Origin of the sequence: Desulfosporosinus lacus DSM 15449 (assembly GCF_900129935.1) — a bacterium.
GTDB lineage: Bacteria > Bacillota > Desulfitobacteriia > Desulfitobacteriales > Desulfitobacteriaceae > Desulfosporosinus > Desulfosporosinus lacus.
The window spans coordinates 133279-158493 of the sequence record NZ_FQXJ01000010.1 but is presented as its reverse complement, the minus strand read 5'-3'; the positions used below and the strand labels follow the sequence as shown (position 1 = coordinate 158493).

24 protein-coding genes and 2 riboswitches are annotated in these 25215 nt (G+C 41.2%); of the genes, 20 read left to right on the top strand and 4 right to left on the bottom strand.

Features of this window, described 5'->3' with window-relative positions:
* Window positions 1-86 precede the first annotated feature (86 nt).
* Window positions 87-242 carry a hypothetical protein gene (locus tag BUB11_RS27575; protein WP_159436940.1) on the top strand — a complete coding sequence of 52 codons (156 nt, stop codon included), beginning with the start codon at window positions 87-89 and terminating at the stop codon, window positions 240-242.
* 5 nt (window positions 243-247) lie between these two features.
* On the opposite strand, the gene BUB11_RS15060 is transcribed toward BUB11_RS27575, so the two are convergent.
* Window positions 248-631 (bottom strand): MerR family transcriptional regulator, encoded by a 384-nt coding sequence (locus tag BUB11_RS15060; RefSeq protein WP_073030583.1) that lies wholly within the window; start codon window positions 629-631, stop codon window positions 248-250.
* 214 nt (window positions 632-845) lie between these two features.
* Between BUB11_RS15060 and BUB11_RS15055 the strand changes: the two genes are divergently transcribed.
* The gene (locus BUB11_RS15055; protein WP_084110303.1) at window positions 846-1970 is read left to right on the top strand and encodes an MFS transporter; all 1125 of its coding nucleotides are present in this window, start codon (window positions 846-848) and stop codon (window positions 1968-1970) included.
* Window positions 1971-2122: 152 nt separating this feature from the next.
* Here the strand turns inward: BUB11_RS15055 and BUB11_RS15050 are convergent, their stop codons facing one another.
* The gene (locus BUB11_RS15050) at window positions 2123-3229 is read right to left on the bottom strand and encodes a DUF362 domain-containing protein (RefSeq protein WP_073030581.1); all 1107 of its coding nucleotides are present in this window, start codon (window positions 3227-3229) and stop codon (window positions 2123-2125) included.
* Between the two features lie 220 nt (window positions 3230-3449).
* Window positions 3450-4223 (bottom strand): TetR/AcrR family transcriptional regulator, encoded by a 774-nt coding sequence (locus BUB11_RS15045; protein ID WP_073030580.1) that lies wholly within the window; start codon window positions 4221-4223, stop codon window positions 3450-3452.
* Window positions 4224-4432: 209 nt separating this feature from the next.
* Window positions 4433-4517, top strand: a riboswitch (cyclic di-GMP riboswitch).
* 78 nt (window positions 4518-4595) lie between these two features.
* On the opposite strand from BUB11_RS15045, the gene BUB11_RS15040 reads away from it, so the two are divergent.
* The 8 genes from BUB11_RS15040 (at window position 4596) to BUB11_RS28285 (ending at window position 15746) form a co-directional block, all read left to right on the top strand.
* Window positions 4596-4949, top strand: a complete 354-nt coding sequence (locus tag BUB11_RS15040) for a response regulator (protein ID WP_073030605.1) — start codon at window positions 4596-4598, stop codon at window positions 4947-4949.
* 153 nt (window positions 4950-5102) lie between these two features.
* On the top strand, window positions 5103-5759 hold the full coding sequence (locus BUB11_RS15035; protein ID WP_073030579.1) for a DUF4825 domain-containing protein: 657 nt from the start codon (window positions 5103-5105) through the stop codon (window positions 5757-5759).
* Between the two features lie 327 nt (window positions 5760-6086).
* Window positions 6087-8855 carry a response regulator gene (locus BUB11_RS15030; RefSeq protein WP_073030578.1) on the top strand — a complete coding sequence of 923 codons (2769 nt, stop codon included), beginning with the start codon at window positions 6087-6089 and terminating at the stop codon, window positions 8853-8855.
* Between the two features lie 10 nt (window positions 8856-8865).
* Window positions 8866-9726, top strand: a complete 861-nt coding sequence (locus BUB11_RS15025) for a CheR family methyltransferase (RefSeq protein ID WP_427846316.1) — start codon at window positions 8866-8868, stop codon at window positions 9724-9726.
* 126 nt (window positions 9727-9852) lie between these two features.
* Window positions 9853-11811 (top strand): PAS domain S-box protein, encoded by a 1959-nt coding sequence (locus BUB11_RS15020; RefSeq protein WP_073030576.1) that lies wholly within the window; start codon window positions 9853-9855, stop codon window positions 11809-11811.
* Window positions 11812-11916: 105 nt separating this feature from the next.
* Window positions 11917-12681: a 4Fe-4S double cluster binding domain-containing protein gene (locus BUB11_RS15015; RefSeq protein ID WP_242947557.1), complete on the top strand. Its 765-nt coding sequence runs from the start codon at window positions 11917-11919 to the stop codon at window positions 12679-12681.
* Window positions 12682-13050: 369 nt separating this feature from the next.
* On the top strand, window positions 13051-15048 hold the full coding sequence (locus BUB11_RS15010) for a methyl-accepting chemotaxis protein (protein WP_073030575.1): 1998 nt from the start codon (window positions 13051-13053) through the stop codon (window positions 15046-15048).
* Between the two features lie 500 nt (window positions 15049-15548).
* The gene (locus BUB11_RS28285; RefSeq protein WP_242947556.1) at window positions 15549-15746 is read left to right on the top strand and encodes a multiheme c-type cytochrome; all 198 of its coding nucleotides are present in this window, start codon (window positions 15549-15551) and stop codon (window positions 15744-15746) included.
* 36 nt (window positions 15747-15782) lie between these two features.
* Here the strand turns inward: BUB11_RS28285 and BUB11_RS15000 are convergent, their stop codons facing one another.
* Entirely contained in the window at window positions 15783-16730 is a 948-nt protein-coding gene (locus BUB11_RS15000) for a helix-turn-helix transcriptional regulator (RefSeq protein ID WP_073030573.1), read from the bottom strand.
* Window positions 16731-16956: 226 nt separating this feature from the next.
* Here BUB11_RS15000 and modA (BUB11_RS14995) point away from each other — a divergent pair, with 226 nt between their 5' ends.
* From modA (BUB11_RS14995) to tsaA, 10 genes are all read left to right on the top strand, one after another.
* Window positions 16957-17769: a molybdate ABC transporter substrate-binding protein gene (gene modA, locus BUB11_RS14995; protein WP_073030572.1), complete on the top strand. Its 813-nt coding sequence runs from the start codon at window positions 16957-16959 to the stop codon at window positions 17767-17769.
* Between the two features lie 24 nt (window positions 17770-17793).
* On the top strand, window positions 17794-18480 hold the full coding sequence (modB, locus tag BUB11_RS14990) for a molybdate ABC transporter permease subunit (protein ID WP_073030571.1): 687 nt from the start codon (window positions 17794-17796) through the stop codon (window positions 18478-18480).
* Window positions 18480-19145 (top strand): ATP-binding cassette domain-containing protein, encoded by a 666-nt coding sequence (locus BUB11_RS14985; protein ID WP_073030570.1) that lies wholly within the window; start codon window positions 18480-18482, stop codon window positions 19143-19145. Before modB (BUB11_RS14990) ends, BUB11_RS14985 begins: the two co-directional genes overlap by 1 nt.
* A 34-nt stretch (window positions 19146-19179) precedes the next feature.
* Window positions 19180-19313, top strand: a riboswitch (molybdenum cofactor riboswitch).
* Window positions 19314-19417: 104 nt separating this feature from the next.
* Window positions 19418-20098, top strand: coding sequence for a molybdate ABC transporter permease subunit (gene modB, locus BUB11_RS14980; RefSeq protein ID WP_073030569.1), 681 nt, complete (start codon window positions 19418-19420; stop codon window positions 20096-20098).
* Window position 20099: 1 nt separating this feature from the next.
* Entirely contained in the window at window positions 20100-21161 is a 1062-nt protein-coding gene (locus BUB11_RS14975; protein WP_073030568.1) for a sulfate/molybdate ABC transporter ATP-binding protein, read from the top strand.
* A gap of 62 nt (window positions 21162-21223) precedes the next feature.
* The gene (gene modA / locus BUB11_RS14970) at window positions 21224-22075 is read left to right on the top strand and encodes a molybdate ABC transporter substrate-binding protein (RefSeq protein ID WP_073030567.1); all 852 of its coding nucleotides are present in this window, start codon (window positions 21224-21226) and stop codon (window positions 22073-22075) included.
* 26 nt (window positions 22076-22101) lie between these two features.
* Complete coding sequence (gene modD, locus BUB11_RS14965) at window positions 22102-22947, top strand: ModD protein (protein WP_073030566.1); 846 nt, start codon at window positions 22102-22104, stop codon at window positions 22945-22947.
* Between the two features lie 32 nt (window positions 22948-22979).
* Window positions 22980-23525, top strand: a complete 546-nt coding sequence (locus BUB11_RS14960) for an FmdE family protein (RefSeq protein WP_073030565.1) — start codon at window positions 22980-22982, stop codon at window positions 23523-23525.
* Between the two features lie 16 nt (window positions 23526-23541).
* The gene (locus tag BUB11_RS14955) at window positions 23542-24324 is read left to right on the top strand and encodes a DUF364 domain-containing protein (protein ID WP_073030564.1); all 783 of its coding nucleotides are present in this window, start codon (window positions 23542-23544) and stop codon (window positions 24322-24324) included.
* An 87-nt stretch (window positions 24325-24411) separates the two neighbouring features.
* Window positions 24412-25215, top strand: coding sequence for a tRNA (N6-threonylcarbamoyladenosine(37)-N6)-methyltransferase TrmO (gene tsaA, locus BUB11_RS14950; RefSeq protein ID WP_073030563.1), 804 nt, complete (start codon window positions 24412-24414; stop codon window positions 25213-25215).

Here is a 25215-nt window from a genome sequence, read left to right as displayed (position 1 = left end):
CGCTCTTAGGCAACCAGAATCTTTCGATTTTTCCACTTAATATCCAACTCAGACTTTGAGCAATCCGCTAAGGATGGGCAGTCTGTATGAGGATGGAAATTTCCAACAGGACTCCTGAGCAAATCGCGTCCGAGCTTAACTTTATTAAGGAACAAAGCGGCAAATGTTGCATCGGTGCAACATTTGATTTTAACTCCATGTGCACGGTTTTGATGCCAAAGGCTGTTCTTCCAGGCACATAAAAATTCTATGATTTGTTTCCGTTTAGAGGTATACTACAACCGGAATCGTATAATTCAAGCTTATAATCGATTGTTTTAAGATTTTCCTTTAAATCATCCATTTGTTTTAAAACCTCTTTGCGATGATCAATAAACATTTGTCGTCGGACTTCCAAGGTATCATCTCCTTGCAAGCACCATTCGATATACTGCTTAATTTGTTTAATCGGCATTCCCGTATTTTTCAAACAACAAATGAGTTTCAGCCACTCAAGATCACTGTCTGAAAATTCCCTGTTTCCAGCTTTACTGCGATCTATAAATGGCAAGAGACCTTCTTTATCATAATATCTTATCGTGTGAGCAGTGAGGTCAAACTTTTCTGCAACTTGGCTAATCGAGTATCCCAAATGTAACGTCTCCTTTATAAAGGATAATTAGTTTTATGGAAACTTGACTTAGAGCTAACTCAAAGTGCTAACATCAGTATAGACTAGGTAATGTTGAATTTCAAGCAGTGAACATTAATAAATACTAATGCATAGTAAAGGGGTTTGAGATTTCTTGAAAGATAACATCGTTCAACAAAGCGATTCTAAATTAAGTAATTTTTTAGTTCTGGTAATGGCTGTAGCCAGCGGCATCACTGTGGCCAATTTGTATTATATACAACCATTACTGGTAGAAATATCTAATGATTTTCAAGTCACTCAAGTTAGCGTTGGCTTTGTGGCTATGATAACGCAAATTGGATATGCCCTCGGAATGCTGTGCATTTTGCCTTTGGCGGATATTAAAGAAAAAAGGTCTCTAATTGTCACGATGTTACTCTGTTCAGCTGGTTCATTGATGTTCATGTTTTTTTCTTTTAATATAACTGTGATTTCAATCGCATCTTTTGCTGTAGGTTTTACTTCTGTCGTGCCTCAACTGATTGTTCCCTTTGCAGCGCAGCTAGCTGATCCAAAAGAGAGGGGGAAGATCATTGGAACAGTAATGAGCGGTTTGTTTATTGGCATATTGGTATCTCGTACCTTCAGTGGTCTTGTGGGAGAATATTGGGGATGGAGAATGGTCTATTTCATTGCCTCGGCTTTGATGATTATCCTCGCAATTTCCTTGAGCAAATTGTTGCCCTTATGTCTTCCCACTTCAAGTATGAAATACAAAGAATTATTCACATCTATGATGAGCCTGACAAAAAGCCTTCCTGTATTAAGAGAAGCATCCCTGAACGGAGCACTGATGTTCGCAGCATTCAGTGCTTTCTGGACATCGCTTGTATTCTTACTTGAGGGTTCGCCCTATCATATGGGAGCTGATGTTGCAGGGCTGTTTGGGTTGGTTGGTGTGACTGGGGCCATGGCCGCACCGATAGTTGGCAGGATAGCAGACAAACGAAGCCCGAAATTTACACTCGGAATAGGCATGATCGCGGTGATGTTTGCTTATCTTTGTTTCCTTGCTTTTGGATTTAAACTATGGGGATTGATTATGGGTGTTGTTTTTCTTGATTTAGGGGTTCAGTCATGTCAGATTTCTAATCAGGCCAGAGTGCACGCCCTAAACGATGAAGCGCGCAACAGATTAAATACGGTCTATATGGTTTCGTATTTTACCGGAGGAGCTCTCGGCTCTTATCTCGGTTCATACAGCTATGCCCATTTTGGATGGTATGGAGTTTGCGCTTTGGGACTCTTAACCCAACTAATAGCCATTGCCGTTTATCTGTGTCTCAAGTCAAAGTAAATATGAACAAAGATAGGCCTCGGGCGTTATAAACTCCGCCGGGCCTATCTTTAACGATCCTGCAATATTCATTTTTTTATGCCGATAAGCATAGGGTTCAAGACAGTGGATAGATTCCTGCCTCGATGTTCATAGTTTATAGATCTGTTTCATTAGATTGCAATCAATTCATAGTCCTTGCTGCCCAAACCCATTTTTACTGCATAGTCGATTGCAACTTTCCAGTCAGTGTTTGGGCTGACGTCGGTAAAATGGTCATGGTGTTCACGGGTGCTTTTCTCAAGAAGACTGCCTGCCATGACAGGTTGGCTGTTTACCGCATCCACGCATGCAACATCCAGTGCAACCGGGTCAAAGGACGCAAACATACCTACATTCGGAACAATCGGTATATCATTCTCTGAATGACAGTCGCAGAAAGGAGAAACATCAATTACCAGACTGATGTGAAAGTGAGGGCGTCCCTGCAGTACGGCCCAGGTGTATTCAGCAATCTTTTTATTCAGGATTTCATTTGACTCGCCCCAAGCAGGTTGAACAGCGTCTGTTGGGCAAACGCCAATACAGCGGCCACAGCCAACACAGTTTGTGTGATTAATGGAAGCTTTACGTTCTGTGAGGCTAATCGCACTGTGTGCACAAATTTTTGTGCACATGCCACAGCCTACACATTGTTCGTGGGAAACTTGGGGCTTTCCGCTACTGTGCATTTCCATCTTACCAGCACGGGAACCGCAACCCATCCCTATATTTTTTAACGCTCCTCCAAAACCAGTCAACTCATGCCCCTTGAAATGATTCAAAGAAATAAACACATCAGCATCCATAATAGCTTGACCGATTTTTGCTTCTTTCACATATTCTCCACCCTCAACAGGAACTAACACCTCATCAGTACCTTTCAAGCCATCCGCAATCAGCACATGACAACCAGTGGAAAAGGGAGAAAAGCCATTGACGTAAGCAGAATCAAGATGGTCGAGGGCATTTTTTCTGCCACCTACATAGAGAGTATTGCAATCTGTGAGAAACGGTTTCCCGCCTAGCTCCTTCACAATATCCACAACTGTTTTGGCAAAATTAGGGCGGAGATAGGATAAATTACCCGGTTCACCAAAATGAATCTTAATAGACGCATATTTTTTTTCAAAATCAATTTGGCTAATTCCTGCTGTTTTGATCAGGCGGCTTAACTTCTGCTGCAAATTCTCGTTCATTGTCGTGTGCATGTCCGTAAAATAAACCTTTGATTTTTCCAACTTAACAACCTCCAAGATTTAAACTTTAATAAATTCAGTTTTCAAAGCATAATTTACAATTCCTGGATATAACCAAGATTTAACCTTAACGTAATTTTGCACCTGAATTCTTTAGCAAATTGTGCTTTTTAAATAGCATAAACCATAGAGGGCACTTTAAGTCAAGTAAAACGTTAAAATATAAACTTGCAATAATTAAATGGATTCCAATCAAAATTTCCTATTTTACCAATATTGTATTAAACAAGAGATTCAGTACATTATTCTTTATATGTACCTTGATATCTAGCAAAGGGTCAATTTTACTAAAAAAGTCAAGACCATTTAAAGTTGCCAATATAGATACTGCAATACCCTCCATATCCAGATCAGGGCGAAAAACACCCTTATTAATGCCAGCTTCAAGCAGATCCATTATACGATTAACAAAAAAATGATGTATGTCTTTTGTACACTGATCAATCTTCTTATTATGGGCTATTTGGTTATAGGCTTCTAAAAATAAAGTATTTGGATAGGGCTCGCCTATGTAATTGCAATAACCAGTAATATAGTTTTCCAAGGCCTCTGCAGGATTTTCAACATTTAATAATATTTCTCCTGCCTCTCGCTTAATCATTTCGGTTTCACGTTCGATACAGTATTCTAAAAGTTCTTCCTTAGATTTGAAGTATTTATACAATGTCCCACGCTGAAGTCCAGCCGCCTTAGCTATCTCCTCCATGTCGATTCTGTTGTAACTCTTCTCAGCAAATCTTTCCCGGGCCTTTTCAATAATTGCCTCCCTCTCATCAATGATTTGTAAGTTATAACCGATTTGCTTAAGTTCATTGATTAAGATTTCCTTTGAAGAAAATATCTCATAAAAGGTTCTTTTGCTGATACTGCATTTTTTAGCTAGATTTAAGACGGTCAGCTGGTCTATTCCCTCAGTTTCAATAATGTCTGTGGCGCATTCGAGTATTTTTTCCTTATAGAAGCGTCTCTTGTCCAATGGTACTGACTCCTTTGCAAAAAAAGTCTAATATTGTAGATAAATGCAAAAGCACCAAGAAAAGTAATTCGATATTGACAGGGACAGGTGGAGGTAATATACTGAACAAGGTGTTAAACCTAGTACCATGGTTCGTAAAAAGTGTTCAAAGGACAATAGCCTTTTACAGAGCTTACCTAATTTTTGTTCATGTCCAAAATAGCACATAAGCTTGATAAAGGCAAACTTAGTGAAAACTAAGGACGCAAAGCCACGGGTCTTCTACTTAAAAGTAAAGATCGCCGGGTTGCCAAGGGAAGTTTTAGGCCAGCCCTTGGGTATGGATTTTTTTGTCATTGGATTATTGTTGCAGAGAAGAGCGGGGTTAATATTATGAGAATTTTGGTTGTAGATGATTCCTCATTTATGCGCAATATGCTTCGAGCAGTATTGGAAAAGGCAGGACATCACGTTATTGGTGAGGCTTCAAACGGTCAAGAAGCCATTTCTCAATACAGGGACTTGAACCCCGAACTGGTAATATTGGATATCACCATGCCGATATTAAGTGGCCTAGAATCATTAAAGGAAATTCTCAACTATAATGCCCATGCAAAAGTATTAATGTGTTCTGCAATGGGACAAAAAGCTATTATTGAAGAAAGTATTAGGTACGGAGCAAAAGGCTTTATCACTAAGCCCTTCAAAGAAGCATTGATATTAGATGAAGTCGCGAAGATGTGCTAAATCTGATCAATAACAGTATCATTGAAATACTCATTAGTGTGGCAGGGCAACTATTCACTTACAAATGTAACCTGGAATTAGGTTACAGGAATTAAGAAGCTAGATTAGACTGAGATTGATGAGAGGCGTACTCTATTTAAGGTTGTGATAGAAATGAATAAAACAGTTAAGCTATTACTACTGGGATTTGTTATTTTTAGCGCACTATATATAGGTGCAGGAGTAGGACGTGGAACAGACTGCCTACCTAATATAGCTAATAGCACTGAAGAGAAGGGAACAAAAGAAGCTCGTCTCGTTGGTGAGCCAATGTACAATTTAGCGGAGATTTCAAACTATAGAACCCGATATGTAGGAGATCCCAGTAAAGTTGGTTCTATTGCACAACGTCTCCCTGTTCCTGATAACCACTTCAGGCAACAGTATATCTCGATGGAAACTAGTCAAAAACCTTATAGTCTAACAATATATTACGAAGTCGCATCGCCGGAAATTAAATATGAAGGTCAGTGGCCGATTATAACACCAGATTCTGATATAGAAACAAATTCGAGAACAAATGCTTTAGTGGTATTTTGTATGATCGATAATCTTGATGAGGTAACCTTTGCCTATCGAACATCCGAATCTAACGGGGAACTAGATACCTCTAAATATGATACCAGCTTTACGTTCCCCAGGGCTTCATTTGCAGAGAACTACGGTGACCTTTTTATGCTGGGAGAGAATTTAGATTTACTTCAAGATACATTGAGAGGAATGTCTGAATCTAATAAAGTGGCTAAAATTGTTACCATAAACATTTTTTAATGACTTTCAAAAGATAAGGATGGAGTTTGGCGAATTGATCGATACATTACAGGGTGTCGTGTCGTCAACTTTAATCTTAAGGATTAATGATATACTTATTAACTGTGTGTAGAGCAAGGAGCTCCCTTGGGTAAAGGGGTGGCTGCTTGCTCTTCTGCATTCTTTTCCTGCTAAAATCGAGGACTGACGTTGAATGCCGTTAAGATCCAGAATTATTTGACAAGTATCGACACGTTTACCAAAGGAGATCAGTTGTCAAATGTTGAATGACTAGATTAATTATTTAAAGTGAACAAGTGACGGACTAATCAGAAAGGAAGTTGCAGGATGAGGCTCAAGACGAAGTTATTCCTGGGATTCGCCTCCATTTTGGCCATAATGGCTGTATTCTTTGGGATCTCGATTTATTCCTTAGATCGAGCAAATAAGAGTGTGGAAAGCAATCAAAAGGAGCGCTACCAAAAAATCACCCACTCAAAAATGGTTGAAAATGAACTCAACAATATTAGTAGGTATTTAAGAGATATAGCTTTGTTGGAGATCGATAGTCATAGTTTCGCAGAGACTGTTCAATCGATCCGGGATTCCAGAGAGAAGGTCAAGACGGCTCTGGATGCCCTTGAGGCTTCGGCCATCCGTGATGTCACAAAGAATTTGCTTAGCCAGATAAGAACCGAAAACCTCAATTACATTGAACTGCAAGAGGATTGCATAACTTTAGCTTCTTCTGACCAGAAGGAGGAGTTCGATAAGCTGATCAATGCAGGGGCTGAAGAACGGCGTCTGATATTCAAATACGTAGAGGAATTAAATGATCTTGAAGATGGGGCATTGGATGACTTGATGAGTTCGTCAGCAGCTGCCTATAACCGCGCAATCATGTTTTTCTTCATTTCTCTTCTGGTAACATTGTTTGCGGGAGTGGGGATAACTGCATGGATCACCCGCAGGGTTACAGATGGGATACAGAATGTCACTGAAGTTATGAGCAGTTTTTCGTCAATTCAGGAACACATTAATTTACCGCGTATTGGCATCCATTCGAATGATGAGATTGGAGAAATTGCTGCCTCCTTTAATGATATGGCCCGTTCCTTAGAAGAACATGCCATGCAAGAAAAAGAATTTATTGAAAAAATAGAGGCTCAAAATTGGTTGAAGTCTGGAACTGCAGAAATTACAGCCCTATGCCAGGGGGTAGACGATCTAAAAGCTCTGACCAATCTTTTGATCACAAAGATAATCCCCATGGTTGAAGCAAGTTATGGCGTCTTCTATATCATGGAGGAGTACGGGGAAACTCATTGCCTCAGAAAGTATGCAGTTTATGCGCCTAGTCCACTAGGATTTGTAGGGGACCTTTTTCTCCCTGGAGAAGGGTTGGTGGGGCAGAGTGCTTTAGAAAATAGAACAATTATAATTGACGGGGTCCCAGAAGATTATATTAAGATTTCTTCGGGCTTGGGACACACTTTACCCCTGGGCCTCATTATACTTCCAGTGTCGTTTGAGGGAGAGGTGGTAGCTGTCATGGAACTGGCATCTCTTCAAGCGTACAGCCCCTTGCAACAAGAATTGCTGGAACAAGTCTCAAAGAACATAGGGATCACTATAAACCGTATTCAAGCTCAGATGAAAATTGGAAGTCTCTTGAAAGAATCGCAGGTCTTGACGGAAGAACTTCAGTCCCAATCAGAAGAACTTCAGCTGCAGCAAGAGGAACTTAAATCCTTTAATGAGAATCTGGAGGAGCAATATAAACAGTCTGAAAAGAGAGCAACGGAACTAGAAGCTTTGAAGGCAGCTCTTGAAGAAAAAGCTCGACAGCTTGAAGAAAGTTCGAATTATAAAACAGAGTTTCTTTCAAATATGTCCCATGAGTTGCGGACGCCGCTGAATAGCTTGCTGATTCTATCTCAGATGCTGTCCGAAAATAAAGAAGGCAATTTGACATCTAGTCAAATTGAGTATGTAAAAACTATCTTTTCTTCGGGAAATGAACTGTTGGCTTTAATTAATGACATTTTAGATCTTTCTAAAATAGAAGCAGGCAAGATAACTATTGAGCCTGAGGTATTGGAATTGGCTGATATGATGCGCTATGTGGAACAATATTTTCTGCCAGTGGCGAGCCAAAAGAATCTGGACTTTACAGTTGTAATGAGTGAAGACCTGCCCGTAACAGCTTTTACGGACGAGCAAAGGCTCTTGCAAATCTTAAAGAATTTACTATCCAATGCGTTTAAATTTACTGGCAGCGGAAGTGTCTCACTCCAAGTCAGAAGAGCAGAAGATCAAGTGATTGCGAAGAACAATATATTTAGGAATGCTGAGTGGGTATTGGCTTTTTCCGTAACAGATACGGGCATTGGAATTTCGAAGTACAAGCAGACCATGATTTTTGAGGCATTCCAGCAGGCCAATGGAACAACCGCCAGGAAGTATGGGGGCACGGGTTTGGGATTAACCATTAGTCAGAAGCTCGCCAGGTTATTGGGCGGGTATATTGATATTGAGAGTGTTGAAGGAAAGGGGAGTACGTTTACACTCTATCTGCCCGGCAAAGATGTTAGAAAAGAGATTTTAGATAAATCTTACGCCGAAGCGGCAGTGGCCAATTTAGATAATTTTCTGGTTCAAGGGACAGGATCAGTCAGACCGTCATCGGTAGCTTTAAATAAGGTAGATGAAGTTCAAAAGGTGGAGAACGGAAATGCGCGCTTGGAGGGTAAGAAAATTTTAGTTGTCGATGATGATATGCGAAATGTATTTGCCCTTACGACAGCCCTTGAAAATCAAAAAATCAAGGCGCTATTTGCGGAGAACGGCAGAGAGGGCATCGAGGTTTTAGAAAAAAATTGGGATATTGACTTAGTACTGATGGACATTATGATGCCTGAGATGGATGGATATGAAGCATTACGCCGCATTCGTCAAATGCCTAAATATGTGAACTTGCCGATTATTGCCCTGACGGCTAAGGCCATGAAAAACGATAGGGAAAAATGCATCGAAGCGGGTGCATCAGATTATATTAGTAAGCCAGTTAATCTTGAACAGTTATTTTCATTAATCAAGATTTGGTTGTATAGATAGGATGAATAGGGTGAGTTCAAAGAAAAACGAGAAAACTGTTGAGACAGAAAGCCCAGATGAATTAGAAAAAATTGAAATACAGTTGCTTTTAGAGGGGATATTCCTTTACTGTGGTTTTGACTTTAGAAATTATGTGTCAGCTTCTATAAGGCGAAGAATTTGGAACCGCATTCGGGCTGAAAGGCTAAAAAATGTGTCCAGTTTACAGGAAAAGGTTCTTCATGACCCCTGTGCAATGGCGCGGTTGCTCTCGGATTTCTCGATTCACGTATCAGAAATGTTCAGGGATCCATATTTTTTTAAGTCTTTCAGGAAGAACGTAGTTCCGCTTCTTAAAGAGCTCCCCTTTGTCCGCATTTGGCATGCGGGTTGTTCCACAGGGGAAGAAGTTTATTCGATGGCTATCATACTATACGAGGAAGGTCTTTACCATAAAACAAAGATTTACGCCACGGATATGAATGAAGATTTGCTAAGAAAGGCCAAGGAAGGGGTTTACTCTTTAGATAAAATGCAGGCCTACAAAGACAATTACCTGCTAGCAGGAGGAATAAACGATTTTGGGGAGTATTTTAAGGTCTACCAGGAGAAAGCAATTTTCTATTCCTTTCTAACCCGAAACGTGGTATTTGCCCAGCATAACTTGGCTACAGATCATTCCTTTAATGAATTTAATGTAATTGTCTGCAGGAATGTCATGATTTATTTTGATAAAGTCCTGCAAAACCGTGTTCATGGGCTGTTTCATGAGAGCCTGAGTATGTCAGGTATCTTGGGCTTAGGCGGTAAGGAGGACATAGCTTTTAACAATTATTCTCATTGTTATGAAGCATTTAATGCGGAGCAAAAAATCTATCGTAAGGTAAAATAGCAAAGCAAAGCAAAGCAAAGCAAAGCAAATAAAATAAAATAAAATATACTAAAATATACTAAAATCGATTACGAATCCATTAAGAGAGATAAAAATAATCTGAGGGGTACCGAGGATGAGCAAAAAATGAAAATCTTAATTGTTGATGACCGTCGAGAAAATTTGTTGGCTTTGGAGGCTGTACTCAAATCACCAGACTATCAGTTGGTTTTTGCCAGCTCCGGAGAAGAGGCCTTAAAATGCTTACTGAAAGATGATTTTGCAGTGATTCTGTTAGACGTACAGATGCCTGGAATGGATGGATTTGAAACTGCCAAGCTCGTTAGGGCAAGAAAAAGGAACGAAGATACCCCCATTATTTTCATTACAGCAATCTATCATTCCACGGAAAACATTGCACAAGGGTATTCTTTAGGTGCGATTGACTATTTGTTTAAACCATTCAACCCAGAAATGCTCAAAGCAAAGATAGAGGCATTTGTAAAGATACATTTTCATAAGAAGCAAATTAAGCTTCAAAATGAATTGCTGAAGCAGGATGCACTTGAGCTTCAAACTATGAATGAAAGCTTGGAACGAACTACTTCGGATTTGAGTAAGGCTGAAGCTCTGTCCCGCGTGATTGGAGAAACTTCCATAGATACTTTGATCACTATGGATACTTTGGGTCAAGTTATTAACTCAAATCCTGCGATAACGGGGATGTTCGGTTATGAGCATGAGGAGTTACAGGGAAAGAATGTATCAAAGCTTTTTCATGGAGAAAGCTTTTCTTTCCTGAATATTATGAATTATCTTGATAAAAGTCAAATCAAGATACTAGACGCTACGGCCATGCATAAAAATGGGGCAACTTTCCCAGTAGAGATTCAGATCGGAGTGGCCAGCATTGGAGAGCAGCAGGTTGTCGTATGGTCTGTGAGGGATATTACTGAGCGGAAACAGCTAGAGAAAGAGCGGAAAGATCGCTATAAAACTCTGGAAAGGCTCGTTCTTGAGCGAACAAGCGAACTTTTCCATACGAATAAAAAGCTCAAAGAAGAAATATTCGAACGTAATAAAATTGCCAGAGAGTTGAGAGAGACAGGCCTTATGCTTAACAATATTCTTGAAAGCATAACGGATGTCTTCTTTACTCTAGATCACCAAGGGCAGTTCATCTATGTCAATAAAGAGGCGGAGAAATATTGGTTAAAGGGGCGGGAAGAGTTAATTGGTCGAAATATTTGGGAAGTCTTCCCTGAGTCGCTTGCTGAGTTCCACCCTTTTTTTAAAAGGGCCATGAACACGAGGGAAACCGAACATTTTGAGATTAAGGGACGCAATTCTGATATACCGTATGAAGTGCATGTTTATCCATCTGAGGAAGGATTGTCCGTATATTACCATGATATTTCCGAACGTAGGATGTTTGAAAAGGAAATGGCTCGTTTAGACCGCTTAAACCTTGTGGGGCAAATGGCGGCGGGGATCGGTCACGAAGTTAGAAACCCGATGACTACCGTTCGGGGGTTCCTTCAGTTATTAGGGGACAAAGAAGAATTTAAACAGTCAAAGGGTTATTTTGATCTGATGATCGAAGAGCTTGACAGGGCAAACAACATTATCACAGAATTCCTAAGCCTGGCTAAGACTAAGACCATAGATTTGAAGGTCTTGAATCTCAACAGTCTTTTAGAGAACCTGTTCCCGTTGATTCAGGCGGATGCGATGGTTAGCGACAAGAACATTATAATAGAACTTCAGGATATTGAAGTCTTGTCCCTGGACGAGAAGGAGATTCGCCAGCTAATTTTGAACCTTGTCCGAAATGGAATGGAAGCGATGCCGGATGGCGGGACACTGACGATAAAAACGTTCATGGAAGGGGATGTGGTCGTTCTGGCGGTGCAGGATGAAGGGACTGGCATTAAGGGTCAGAACCTCGAGAAGGTCGGGACTCCTTTTTTTACCACTAAAGAGAATGGTACAGGTTTGGGACTGGCTACCTGTTTTAGCATTAGTGCCAGGCACAATGCTAAAATAGATATTGATACGGGATTATCGGGCACGACGTTTTTTGTACGGTTTAAGCCGAACTTATAAACTGGAATTTTTCTATAATACAATTTTTCGTTTCATTTAAGTAAGCTGTTTTAATAAAGAGGTGCATAGTGTTGAAGGAAATTCAGAAAGTATGTGGAATGCTAAATGGGTGTTAAATGTTTGTGCGATCAGGGTTTGGAAAAAATGAAGGGGAGCGATACTGTGACGATTAATGCTCTAATGATTAAACGAAAGGCCATTGAGCTAGGGGCAGACCTGGTTGGGATAGCAGATTTGACACGTGTTGAAGGGCTTCCTACCGTACCCCAGGGACTTTTAGAGACCTACACTCATGCTGTCGTGATTGCTGTTGCCATTTCTCCGGATATTTTCGAACAAATCGTGAATGAACCAACCCCCTTGTACCTGCATCATTATCTGGCTGCGAATATATTATTAGATGATATTAACCTGCGTCTGCAAAGAGAGATTATCGGCAATGGCTTCCGCGCTCTTGCCATTCCTGCTTCACAAGTTGTAGATAAGGTTAACTGGATGGGCCATATATCTCATAAAGCCATGGCTAAGGCTGCAGGCCTTGGATGGCAGGGGAAAAGCCTCTTGCTTGTAACCCCAGGATATGGTCCACGCGTGCGGTTAGCCACGTTACTGACCGATGCACCATTTGAGCCGGATCCTATTCTAACTAATCGATGCGGCAAATGTAAAAATTGTCAAGAGGCTTGTCCGGCTTCGGCTATAAAAGGGGGCTCATGGGAAGATCATCCTCAAACGAGAGAGGAAGCTCTTCACTTTTCACGATGTGTGGAAAAAGTTAATGAAGATTTTGCAAAGCGGCCTGAAATCGGAAAGCCCATATGCGGGGTTTGCATTAAGGTCTGTCCTTGGGGAAAGCCTAAGGGGAAATAAGAAGGATGAATCTGACAGAGCAAGAAGCTCCCTTTAAATTGTCATTAACTTAAGAAGTAGGAAAAGCCAAAGGGACAGACCATTAATTCACTGTAGATTAAGGGGCGGTCCCTTTGGCTTTTTATAAAGATCGATCATAGTTATGCCTTTAGCATTCAATTTAATGACCTAAGTCACTCGGTTAGTGCCCAAAATACGACTAAAATATATCAAACAAGAACTATAGTGTTCATTTGAAAGGTTTTGTTTTAGAGGCAACAGATGTGGTGTTAATACCAGAAAATGAATGAAGGTGATAACAATCTTGTACTTAATAAGTCTTGAACAAATCACTATTAGAATACAATGAAGTTGATGGGAGCAATTATTATGAAAAGTATAAAGATTAAAATGGTTGTATATATAGGAGTTCTCTTACTTTTCGTTTGTGGAGGCCTGGGTCTGATATCCTACATCGACGGTGCTAAAGCCATTACGGCTCAGATTGAACAAAACCTGCCTGAGTTAGCAGGTGAAGGGGCAAGGGTTGTTTCCGAAAGAATGAAGGCTGTGTTAGGAACTCTTGAAGCTGTGGCCAACCAAGATCGGATCAAGGATTTGAACAATGCTTGGGAGGACAAAAGCAAAATTCTTCAAGATGAGACTAAAAGAAGCGGACATATATCTATGCTTATTGCTGGACTGGATGGATCGGCAGAATTGACAACCGGGAAAGTGGTTAATATTAAGGACAGAGACTATTTCCAGAAGGCAATAGCAGGGAACAGAGCTATATCAGAACCATTAGTCAGCAAAGATGATGGGTCCATAATTATCGTCTATGCAGTGCCGATACAGCATGAAGGAGTTATAGTTGGCGTTTTGGCTGCATTGAGGGATGGGGCTAATCTGAGCAAAATTACCAATGATATTACGTTCGGCCAATCAGGCAAAGCTTTCATGATCAATGAAAAGGGTACGAAAATTGCTCATAGTAACGTTGAACTAGTTATGAACATGGACAATGACTTTGAAAATGTTAAACAGGATTCCTCACTTGAGTCTTTAGTAAAGCTGGAAAAATTAATGACCGAGGGGAAAACGGGCGTTGGTGAGTATGAGTATACTGGGATAGTAAAATATCTTGGATATGCACCTGTTGAAGGAACAAGCTGGTCATTAGCTGTGGCGGCCCCTAAAGATGAAGTTATGTCCGGGATACATACTATGGGCAGGTCGATTTTGATTGCTTCAACGATTCTTTTATTGATTAGCTTAGGAGTGGGGTACTTTATAGCCAGGTTGATCGCTAATCCTATTATGTCGGCTACAGACCATATTAAGGTCATAGCTACAGGGGATTTCACTCACTCTGCTTCCAAGGAACTCATGGAAAGGAAGGATGAGATAGGGGTACTCAGCAAAGCTATTGACACAATGCAACAATCTGTTAAAGAAGTGGTTAAAGGAGTTATCAACGAATCTCGAAATGTTGAAAACGCTGTAATAGCTACGGGTCAAGCTATGACCGAGTTGACCTCACAGGTCAATGAAGTGTCAGCAACAACAGAGGAACTGTCTGCTGGAATGGAGGAAACTGCAGCATCAGGTGAGGAAATGAGTGCATCAGTTACTGAAATCGAGAGGGCAGTGAGCTCAATCTCACTTAAAGCCCAGCAGGGGGCCATCTCTGCGAGCGAAATCAGCAGAAGAGCAAGCACACTAAACCAAGGTGCAGTCTCCTCCCAAAACAATGCACAGACAATCTATCTAAACACGCAAGAAAAAATGATTAAAGCGATTGAAGAGTCTAAAGCGGTAGATCAGATCAATATCTTATCGGATGCGATATTGCAAATTACATCCCAAACTAATCTGCTAGCCTTAAATGCGGCCATTGAGGCTGCGAGGGCTGGGGAAGCAGGTAAAGGTTTTGCAGTCGTTGCAGATGAGATAAGGAAACTGGCAGAGAACTCTAAAAATACTGTTAATGAGATACAGAACGTGACAAAGATTGTCGTTTCATCAGTCGGAAACCTATCAGAAAGCTCTGCGAGTGTTCTAGAGTTCATAGATAAGCAGGTTCTTAGAGACTATGAAAATATGCTTAAAATTAGTGAGCAATATAATAAGGATGCGGAGTTTGTTGATAATCTTGTAACTGACTTCAGTGCAACCTCGGAGGAACTTACCGCTTCAATACAGGAGATGGCGAAAGTAATCGAAGAAATTGCTGTAGCCGCTAATCAAGGGGCTGAAGGGACAACGAATATTGCACAGAAAAGCATAACAGTAGTCGAAAAGTCAGATGAGGTAATGAAACAGGCTGATTTATCAAAAGCAAGCTCACATAATCTCATAGAGATGGTATCAAGATTCAGAGTCTAGAAGTAATTAAGGTAGAACAAAGTTCTATTCTGGTTCCAATAAATCCTATGAATTTTGGGGAAAAATAGGGAGTAGCACCAGAGTTGTTGTTAAGCAACTCTAGTACTACTCTTATTTTTTATAAAGTTATTTCGATTAAAGAAATATAATATTAAGAATTATTAAATTAAGAACTGAGAATCCTATATTAAAAGGTGTGTTTAGAAAAAAGGGTGATTTAAAGTATGCAGTCTTTTAAAAAGAGCTTAATTCTTATGGGCTTAGTTTTTCTTGTAATATATATTGTTTATAGATTTTCCTACGCTTGGTTTTGTAATCCGTCTTCATGTGTGAAATGCCATGAAGTAGAACCGTATGTCGTATCCTGGGATGAATCTCCTCATAGCACTGTAGACTGTCGGGCATGCCATGAAGATAGAGGGCCTTTTCATAGACTTGACTACATCGTTCGCGGTATAAGAGACATTGGAATCCACTTTCAGGGAAATTACTCTTTCCCAATGAAGTCTGTCGTCTACGATTCTAATTGTATTAATTGTCATGTTGGTGATTTCAAACCAGAGTCCGAGGCTCCGACTATGCCTAAAGGGCATGCTAAACTTATTAAAAACGGAGTAGGATGCAACAATTGCCATAGAGATACGGGACATAAGAATGGACTTCTCGTCGATGCTAAATTTGAGGCGCTGGAACCGTAAAACTGTTCTTAATGGTAGACAATCGAAAGATAGCAACTAGGTTTTGGCGAGGATCTCTCCCATACGGGATATGTCATATCCGCCAATTCCCATCACTTCATTGCGAAAGGAGGGGGATTTTAAGATGCTAATTAAGGCTTGAAAATGAGGGCGTTCCAGATCTTCTAGGCGTATTACTAAATCATAGCGTTCTTTATGCAGTGGGATGAAATCAAGATTAATGAATTGCATGGCCACTTTTTCAATCCCTAACCCAACGTCCGCTTCCCCACGTGCAACTTTACTGGCTATGGCAAGATGGGTCATTTCTTCATCTCCATAGCCAAGAATATCGTTGCGAATAATTCCTGAAAGCCTCAGCTGTTCATCTAACAACACTCTTGCACCGGATCCTCTTTCCCGGTTAACAAAACGAACTTCAGGTTTAGTTAGGTCTCCCCAAGTGATGATACCTTTGGGATTTCCTTTGGCAACATAAAATCCCTCCATTCGATAAACTAAGTTTATGACACAAGTTTGGTGACCGGGCATTAGTCTGCGAACGTAGGGGGTGTTATATTCATTAGTATCACTATCCCATAAGTGAGCGGTGACAACGTTGGCAAGGCCGCGGTATAAAGCCATCAGTCCATCGATGCTTCCAATGTAACGACGCAAAAAATGAACCTGTGGAAATTGCTTTTCCAAATAGCGGGTTAAAATGTCTAGGACGATGTCTTGACCGCAGATAACTAAGCTTTCGTCAAGAGTGGTAGTATGATTTAATCGCTCACTCAGTGCTGGGGGGTCCAATAGGGAGGGCAGCGGACTCACCCCTTTAGATTTTTGCTTATAGCTCTCAATATCAGCGCCCTCAACGCGGACCTTGCGGCCAATATGGTAAGCCGCCAGCTCACCCCGCTTGATCAGCTCATAAACCGTGAACTTGGAAATCCTAAGGATTTTGGCAACTTCTTCAGGCGTATACGAAATATCAGTGGACATATCTAACGCACCTGTCTCTCATGAGTATTTTCCATAATGAATACAATTAGTAATTTCTCACTTATGTCTTGCTATTGTATTATAACATATCGTATAATGGCAGTGTAGTTCAGTCTTGTTAGCTTACGTTTGTTCGTGTTCGATGAAAGATACTTATTTTCCTAACACTAACAAATATAAACTAACATGATTAGAGATTACTAAGAAAGATTGAGGAGGAGTATAAGTGAAGAAAGTCTCATGGTTATTAGTATTAAGTTTTGGATTTCTGCTAATTCTATCTTCTGTCGGTTGTAATACAGTAAGTAATACCCCATCCGCAACAAACGTCCCAAAAGTTGAATCTACAGAAATCATGGTATCTGCCGCAGCGAGTATGAAAGATTCGTTGACGGAAATCCAGAAAGCGTATGCTGAGAAAACAACCGGAGTAAAGCTTACCTTCGTCTTTGGAGCTTCAGGTACACTCCAACAACAAATCGAACAAGGTGCTCCGGTTGACCTTTTCATTTCTGCTGGGAAAACCCAGATGGATGCCCTCGAACAAAAGAATTTGTTACTTAAAGAGAGTAAAGTCGATTTAGTAGGAAATGAATTAGTCCTTGTCACGGGGAAGGATAACAACAAGGTTACGTCCCTCGAAGATTTGACTAAACCAGATGTTGATAAGATCAGCATTGGTACACCTGAGTCCGTGCCCGCTGGAAAGTACGCACAAGAATCATTGACGAACCTCAAACTTTGGGATGCCTTAAAGCCGAAGTTCGTATTGGCTAAGGATGTGACCCAGGTCCTGAATTACGTAGAAACAGGTAATGTAGAGGCAGGACTTGTGTATAAATCTGATGCTCAAGGGTCAGCAAAGGTTAAAGTCGTATCAGTGGTCCCAGAGAGCAGTCATAAAGCCATTGTCTATCCTGCAGCGGTTATTTCGGCTACTAAAAACAAGCAAGTTACTGAGGATTTTCTAAAATACTTAGAGAGTTCTGAAGCCCAGCAAATATTTGTAAAATACGGGTTTAAGACCTTAGCAAAATAAAAAATAAATTTCCGGGGGAGTCCGATGGAATTTAGTTATGTTCCGATAGTTTTGTCTCTGAAAGTTGCCTTTGCCGCTGTTATTATTGTCACTTGTACCTCTATACCAATAGCTGCCCTTATGGCCAAACGTGAGTTCTTCGGCAAAGATGTTGTAGAGTCTGTTATTACTTTGCCTCTGGTACTTCCCCCTTCGGTTATCGGCTTTATGTTGCTTTATGTTTTTGGGAAAAACGGTCCCTTAGGGAAGTTGTTCGAACAATGGTTTCATACTCGAATTGTCTTTACCCTAGCGGGAGCAGTAATCGCGGCCGCTGTCGTAGCCTTTCCTTTGATGTACCAATCTGTAAAGGTCGCCATTGAGAATGTTGATCAAAATCTTGAGAAGGCAGCGCGTACATTAGGGGCTGGAGAACTTAAGGTGTTCTTCACCATAACCCTTCCGTTAGCTTTGAATGGTATTGTCGCGGGCTTAGTCTTAGCCTTCGCTCGGTCTCTGGGGGAATTTGGAGCTACCTTGATGATTGCAGGAAATATTCCGGGTAAGACGCAAACAATGCCGATTGCCATCTACTTTGCTAATGAAGCGGGCGACACAGGGCAAGCAAGCGTATTGGTTATCATCATGACTATTTTTAGTTTTCTGGTTATTTATGGACTGAACCGATGGGGTAAAGGATCACGACGAGACTCGCGAGGAGGTGGGGCATAATGCTAAAGGCGTTTTTTCAGAAAAAGTTACCAACCTTTGAGCTTGAAATCGAATTCTCATTGAACAATGGAATTCTTGCCCTTGTTGGTCCCTCTGGTGCAGGTAAGACGACGATCTTGCAATGTGTAGCAGGTCTCCAGGCCCCTTCGTCGGGGGAGATTAATATCAATGACAAGATCGTCTTCTCTTCTGAGCAGGGTGTAAACATTCCAATTAGAAAGCGACGCATAGGGTACGTTTTCCAAGACTATGCTCTTTTTCCGCACATGACTGTGGAGAAAAATGTGATGTATGGTAAGCCCCAGAAAGGGAGTATCCCCAACAAGGTGCTTACCGTTTCCAATGTCTTAGAAATGCTCAAGATTGAACATTTGCGAAATCGCTATCCCAATCAGATTTCGGGTGGAGAAAAACAAAGAGTCGCTCTCGCCCGTGCCTTAATGACCGAGCCCGAACTTTTGTTGCTCGATGAACCGCTCTCTGCCCTTGATCAGGACACGCGGAGTACACTTCAACAAGAGTTGCTCAAGCTTCAAGTCCAATGGCAGATCCCTTTTATCTTAGTAACGCATGATCTTCAGGAAGCAGAAATGCTGGGAGATCAGATTATTAAGCTGGATCATGGTAAGCAAGAGGAGTTAAGGAAGTTCGATAAAGCTCAGTGAAGCAGATCAACTGTATTTCGAAATCAAGGAAAATAGAATAGTAAATCTCCGAGCCAGAATGACCTAAAGAGCAAATCCATGGTCACTGGACAGGGCCTTAGGTCCTCAGGGTGTTCCCGGAAACGGGTAGGCCTTCCATTTTGAAAAGGAGTAGCAAGTATTAGACTGGGAAGCCAGTTTATTTAGGGCTCTCTTTTTGGGAGTCCTATTTATTGTGCCATTGTACATGACGATAGAGAGGGGGTTATTGTGTTTATCGTGATTTATTGGGAATGGACTATGCCCCGTTACTGATTTCACTAAGAGCAGCAATAATAGCAACTATTGTGACCTTTTTCTTAGGAATTGCAGCTGCATGCTTTGTTTCGGGATATAGGGGGAAATTCAAGGGATTGATTGACGGCGTGCTTACCTTGCCATTGGTTTTGCCACCGACAGTTATAGGATTCTTGCTTCTTATACTTTTTGGCAAGAACGGACCTCTTGGGAAACTCTTAATGTCTATTGGAAAGACGGTGATATTTTCTTGGCCAGCAACTGTGATTGCGGCTTCGGTTGTCGCTTTCCCTTTAATGTATCGAACGGTCAGAAGTGCTTTTGAACAAATAGATCAAAATATTATTAATGCTGCTCGTACGTTGGGTGTCTCAGAGTGGAAAATATTTTGGAGAATAACGATTCCGCTTGCTTGGCCGGGAGTAGCTGCCGGTACGGTATTAGCTTTTGCCAGGGCCTTGGGAGATTTTGGCGCAACGCTCATGATTGGTGGTAATATACCTGGGAAAACACTGACAATTCCTGCTGCTATTTTCTTTGCAGCTGAAAGCGGAGAAATGAGAAAGGCTTTGATATGGGTGATGCTTATTTTTATTGTTTCCTTGATCGTTATGACGTTAATGAATTATTGGACGGATTACCAGCGCAAGATGATCGCTGCCGCTGGCAGGAAATAGTATGGAAATATTAGTTGATATCCAAAAAAAACTGCCAGGGTTTGAACTTGAGGTTAATTTTGAGACAGGCATGGACATTCTTGGACTTCTAGGAGCTTCAGGTTCCGGAAAGAGTATGACCTTGCGCTGTATCGCAGGAATTGATACCCCGGATAGGGGCAGAATTGTTCTCAACGGCCGGACTTTGTTCGACTCTCAGAAAGGCATTAATCTCCCCTGCCGCAAAAGGAAGCTGGGCTATTTATTTCAAAACTACGCTCTTTTTCCTAATATGACTGTGGAAGAGAACATTGGTTTCGGAATTGGAGATAAAAAGAGAGAGGAAAGAATGGCAATTATCAAGGAAAAGGTGAAGATGATTAAGCTGGAAGGCTTGGAGAAAAGGTATCCTAACCAGCTTTCAGGGGGACAACAGCAACGGGTTGCTCTGGCCAGAGCTTTGGCTATTGAGCCAGAGGCGTTACTCTTGGATGAACCATTTTCCGCACTTGACAACTATCTAAGAAGCCAAATGGTCAAACAACTGACGGAGAATTTAGCAGATTATCTTGGAGTAACCCTGTTCGTAACCCATAATATGGATGAAGTCTATAGCGTTTGCAATAAATTGGTAATACTTTCAATGGGGAAAATTGAAGCAAAAGGAGGGACAGAAGAAGTATTCAGGTCGCCGCCTACACTTGTATCAGCACAATTAACAGGGTGCAAGAACTTTTCTTTGGCAAAATACATATCACCGTTTGAGGTAGAGGCCTTGGATTGGGGAATAACTTTAAAAGCCAAGAACGAAATTGTTAAACACATCGAATTTGTGGGTATTCGTGCCCATGCAATCGAACTGGCCTTAAATGAAAAACAAGACAATGTGTTTAGGTGTTGGCTTAATTTCGCAAGTCAAACTCCATCAAGGATAACAACCTATCTATCCATACAAGTCCCGACTTTAGGAAAGGACGGTTATCACATACAATGGGAGATCACCAAACAAATGTGGTTTGAATTGAAGGATAAACCACAGCCTTGGAACCTCCGATTTAATCCTGATGATCTAATAATTGTCTAATTTTAATCTTTAGTTGAACGAGTTCACACATTGCTAAATCTAATGAGGAAGAGGGGAAAGCCATGAAACCACTTTATAAAATCTGGAAGTTAAGTAAAGCTAAAGTTGCCTTGAGATTTGTTGCGTGGTCGATCTTATTACTTGTTCTGTTTATCTCAGGATGTTCCAGCGTTGTCAATCAAACCTCAAAACCGGAAGACAACGGAGTTGCCTATAATAAACCTATTGAACTTTTGATTTCCACTGCCCCCAGTTTAAAAGGCTCCTTTGAAGAAATTAAAGGACAGTATACAGCAAAAAATGCTCAAGTGAACTTGGTATTTAACTATGGACCGTCAGGTTCGCTCCAAAATCAAATCGAGCAAGGTGCTGCCGCTGATATTTTTATTTCTCAAGGTAAGCCGCAAATGGATGCGCTAGAGCAAAAGGGGCTTATTAAGAAGGACTCTAGGGTAAATTTGCTGGGTGATGAACTTGTCTTAATCGTTAATAAGAGCAACACTTCTATCAATAGCTTTGAAGATCTAACCAAGCCGGAGGTTAAGAAAATTGGAATTGGTGAAGCCGAATCAGTTCCGGCAGCTAAGACTACGAAAGAAACCCTAGAGACCCTTAAATTATGGGAGACTTTACAACCCAAGATGGTAATGGGCAAGGATCTAATGCAAGTGATGACTTATGTAGAGACCGACAATACCGAAGCAGGCTTTGTTTGGGATACAATAGCGATCATCTCAGACAAAGTTAAAATCGTGGCTACAGCACCAGCTAATTCTCATAAACCGGTTGTACTACCAGCGGCAGTAGTAGCTGCCTCCAAAAATAGTGTTGAAGCTTCGAAGTTCTTGGAGTATTTACAGAGTGATGAGGCTATGAAAGTATTCGAAAAAAATGGATTTATCAAGGTGAAATAGTTCATAAAAAAGATGGAGGTGGGACTATGCTTTATATCGGTGATGAAACAATAGACCGATGGATCAAAGAGGATGTGCCGTATATTGATTTAACAACACTGACCCTTGGTATAGGTGGATTCAAGGGGAAGATAAGTTTTGCTGCGAGAGAATATACGGTTTTATCAGGGGTAGAGGAAGTTTTAAGGATCTTTGCAAAGTTTGGAATTACGCCGATTCGATGGTTGCCGTCGGGTTCGGTTGTTAACAAAGGAGATATATTTATTGAAGCGGAAGGGTTAGCATCAAGTCTTCATATGGCTTGGAAAATGGCGATGAATATAATTGAATACAGCTCAGGTATTGCAACAAGAACGAAAAGGATGGTGGATAAGGCTAAATTTCTTAATCCACAGATTACTGTTGTTGCTACAAGGAAATCCTTTCCGGGAACCAAGGAGCTTGCCATTAAGTCTATTATTGCGGGTGGGGCTTTTCCTCACCGATTAGGCTTATCTGAAACTATCTTAATCTTCAAACAACATGTTAATTTCTTTGGCGATATTCATAAGCTGGCCCTGGTAATGAAAGAAATTAAAGGAAATGCTTGTGAAAAGAAGGTTATCGTAGAGGTGGAAACGCTTGAAGATGCACGGCTTTTAATCGAATCAGGTGTTGACGGATTACAATTTGATAAGATTCCTGCCAATGATTTAAGAATCATGGTTGATCAAATAAGACGGCTTAACCCGAATATTACCCTACTTGGAGCGGGTGGAATCAATGGAGACAATATCGAAGAATACGCTCAGACAGGCATCGATGCAATTGTGACCACTTCGATGTATTTTGGAAAACCTTCCGACATTGGCGTGACGATGGAAAAAATTTAAATAAAAAGGACATTCTGAAAGGAGAAAAAAGAATGCGTTCTTTGGATGAGGATCTCCAAGCAGCTGTTGCTTATCATGGTCACCTCTGTATGGGTATGGTACTGGGGGTGAGGATGGCACGCCTCGGCATGCAAATTTTGGGTATAGATGATCCCTTAAGTTTTCGTGACTCAATTGTGTATGTAGAAATGGATCGGTGCGCGACGGATGCCGTGAGTGTTGTAACGGGATGTACTCTTGGTCGAAGGAGATTAAAGGTCGTCGATTATGGGAAAATGGCAGCAACCTTTGTTAACGTGGCAGCGAATGAAGCTATAAGGGTATCGCCAAAGATTGTAGCTTATCCTCAACCAGGTGAAGACCCTGTAGTTTTTATGCAGAGTTTTAAGGATGAAGAATTGTTTATGTGGAAGAAAGTGTTTATCAGTATCCTCCCGGAAGATTTGCCGGGAAAGCCAATACATAATGTGGTATGTGAAAAATGTGGTGAGATAGTTTTAGATCGTCGGGAAGTAACTGTAGATAGCAAGACGTTTTGCAAAGCATGTGTAAATAAACCTTATTACCAAGATATCTGAAAGGAGATAAATACTTATGTGGGAGATTTATGATGAACTTATTGATGCAGTTCCCAAAGACTTGAAAGTGAGCGATTGTTGTATGGGGCTTAATTGGATTTTGGTAAAATCAAAGGCCACAGGTATTGCTATGACTCCTTTGGAAGGGCATGGCTCAATCAATATGGCAGGTAATATTGTAGGTATGGGTGTTCAAGAACTGGCGCAGTATATTAAATCGTGGAACAACTTCGAGGCGGCCTTAGCTCTTGCCGCAATAAATTCTGCACTGAATACTGAAGAAAGGGTCAAACAGCTGACAGGTCGTTCTGTGAGTAGCCATCCACGATCCAACGCCTTTGAATATTATCGCCATCTATTCCTTAGTAAGAAGGTCGCAGTGATCGGACACTTTCCCGATCTGGAGTCCTTGAGTGAGATATGTGAATTGTCTATCTTGGAACGGCGACCAGGTCATAAAGACTTTCCAGATCCAGCCTGCGAATACCTACTGCCACTTCAAGATTATGTCCTAATCACGGGGACTACGCTGATTAACAAGACCCTTCCTCGCCTCTTGGAGCTTTCCAAAAATAGCACTGTGATTCTAGTGGGGCCAAGCACGCCGTTAACTCCTCGGCTTTTCGCATTTGGTATTTCCACTTTAGCTGGTTCTGTGATTACTGATTCCAAGGTGTGGAATTTTGTTCGGCAGGGTGGAGGTGGAATGGCGATATTTCAGCATGGCTGTAGTATGGTCAAAATATCAAGCTCGGAAGAGAAGGATACTACAAATTCAAGGACTGCTGTCACGGTCTGATCATTCTTTCAGACGAAGGAAGCTAAACCTTTACTAGCACAAATTAAGCCTACTAAATAATAGGGCTTGAAGAGGAGAGTGTACTTAGTGGAAAACTCTATTACACTTAATCCCATCGGGATAGTAGAATCATCGATAACAAATCGTGATGACATGCCCACAAATGGAATCCAGGCAGGGATAAGGGTATTTTCACCATATGTCGGAGCACTGGAGAGAATCGAAGAATACTCTCACTTATGGATTTTGACTTGGTTTCATCAAGCGCCTCGCGACGTCACTACCGCAGTACCATCTAAAGTCAATCCTTTGTCTCATAGATTCGGAGTGTTCGCTTTACGCTCACCGTCTCGCCCTAATCCTGTAGCTCTAACCTTGGTTAAGTTGGATCGGATTCAGGAGTATACCCTATATGTGGCTGATATGGATGCGATTGATGGGACGCTTGTTATTGATATTAAACCTTACTTCGAGCATGATACAGTATTTTCACCGCGAACACCACAAATATCCCCTCTTAGTGCAAACGCTCTTCAGAAGACCTTGCTTAAACAAGCGCTGACCCATCACGGCGAAACATGCCCGGATCTATTGCTTGCCGTTCGGATGGCGCTAATTGCGGATAAACTGCTGGGATATATAAAATCTCCAGATGTGCAGGTTCAAGTCTACGGTTCTACCTGCTTGGCCGATGCTATTCAAGGGATTTGTAGGGCAAGACTTGCAAATCCTGCAAGATTCGAGTTTTGTTCATCTTTTATTAAACATAGTATCTGGATTAAAGGAAATCGGCGGTTATCTATTTCAGGCGTTCGAGAGTTAGATCTAAAAGCGTTTTGGGGGTTGCCAGACTACGAGATTTTCGAGGTAGCTATGGAAGAAATAGAATAA

Bases quoted from the DNA above. Each gene is read 5' to 3' on its own strand.
- BUB11_RS15010 (WP_073030575.1), top strand. From the start codon at position 13,051: ATGAAAAGTATAAAGATTAAAATGGTTGTATATATAGGAGTTCTCTTA.
- BUB11_RS15040 (WP_073030605.1), top strand. From the start codon at position 4,596: ATGAGAATTTTGGTTGTAGATGATTCCTCATTTATGCGCAATATGCTT.
- BUB11_RS15035 (WP_073030579.1), top strand. From the start codon at position 5,103: ATGAATAAAACAGTTAAGCTATTACTACTGGGATTTGTTATTTTTAGC.
- modB (WP_073030569.1), top strand. From the start codon at position 19,418: ATGGACTATGCCCCGTTACTGATTTCACTAAGAGCAGCAATAATAGCA.
- BUB11_RS15020 (WP_073030576.1), top strand. From the start codon at position 9,853: ATGAAAATCTTAATTGTTGATGACCGTCGAGAAAATTTGTTGGCTTTG.
- modB (WP_073030571.1), top strand. From the start codon at position 17,794: ATGGAATTTAGTTATGTTCCGATAGTTTTGTCTCTGAAAGTTGCCTTT.
- BUB11_RS27575 (WP_159436940.1), top strand. From the start codon at position 87: ATGAGGATGGAAATTTCCAACAGGACTCCTGAGCAAATCGCGTCCGAG.
- BUB11_RS14955 (WP_073030564.1), top strand. From the start codon at position 23,542: ATGTGGGAGATTTATGATGAACTTATTGATGCAGTTCCCAAAGACTTG.
- BUB11_RS15015 (WP_242947557.1), top strand. From the start codon at position 11,917: ATGGGTGTTAAATGTTTGTGCGATCAGGGTTTGGAAAAAATGAAGGGG.
- BUB11_RS14985 (WP_073030570.1), top strand. From the start codon at position 18,480: ATGCTAAAGGCGTTTTTTCAGAAAAAGTTACCAACCTTTGAGCTTGAA.
- BUB11_RS14960 (WP_073030565.1), top strand. From the start codon at position 22,980: ATGCGTTCTTTGGATGAGGATCTCCAAGCAGCTGTTGCTTATCATGGT.
- modA (WP_073030567.1), top strand. From the start codon at position 21,224: ATGAAACCACTTTATAAAATCTGGAAGTTAAGTAAAGCTAAAGTTGCC.
- BUB11_RS15000 (WP_073030573.1), bottom strand. From the start codon at position 16,730: ATGTCCACTGATATTTCGTATACGCCTGAAGAAGTTGCCAAAATCCTT.
- BUB11_RS15055 (WP_084110303.1), top strand. From the start codon at position 846: ATGGCTGTAGCCAGCGGCATCACTGTGGCCAATTTGTATTATATACAA.
- BUB11_RS15030 (WP_073030578.1), top strand. From the start codon at position 6,087: ATGAGGCTCAAGACGAAGTTATTCCTGGGATTCGCCTCCATTTTGGCC.
- modD (WP_073030566.1), top strand. From the start codon at position 22,102: ATGCTTTATATCGGTGATGAAACAATAGACCGATGGATCAAAGAGGAT.
- BUB11_RS28285 (WP_242947556.1), top strand. From the start codon at position 15,549: ATGAAGTCTGTCGTCTACGATTCTAATTGTATTAATTGTCATGTTGGT.
- BUB11_RS14975 (WP_073030568.1), top strand. From the start codon at position 20,100: ATGGAAATATTAGTTGATATCCAAAAAAAACTGCCAGGGTTTGAACTT.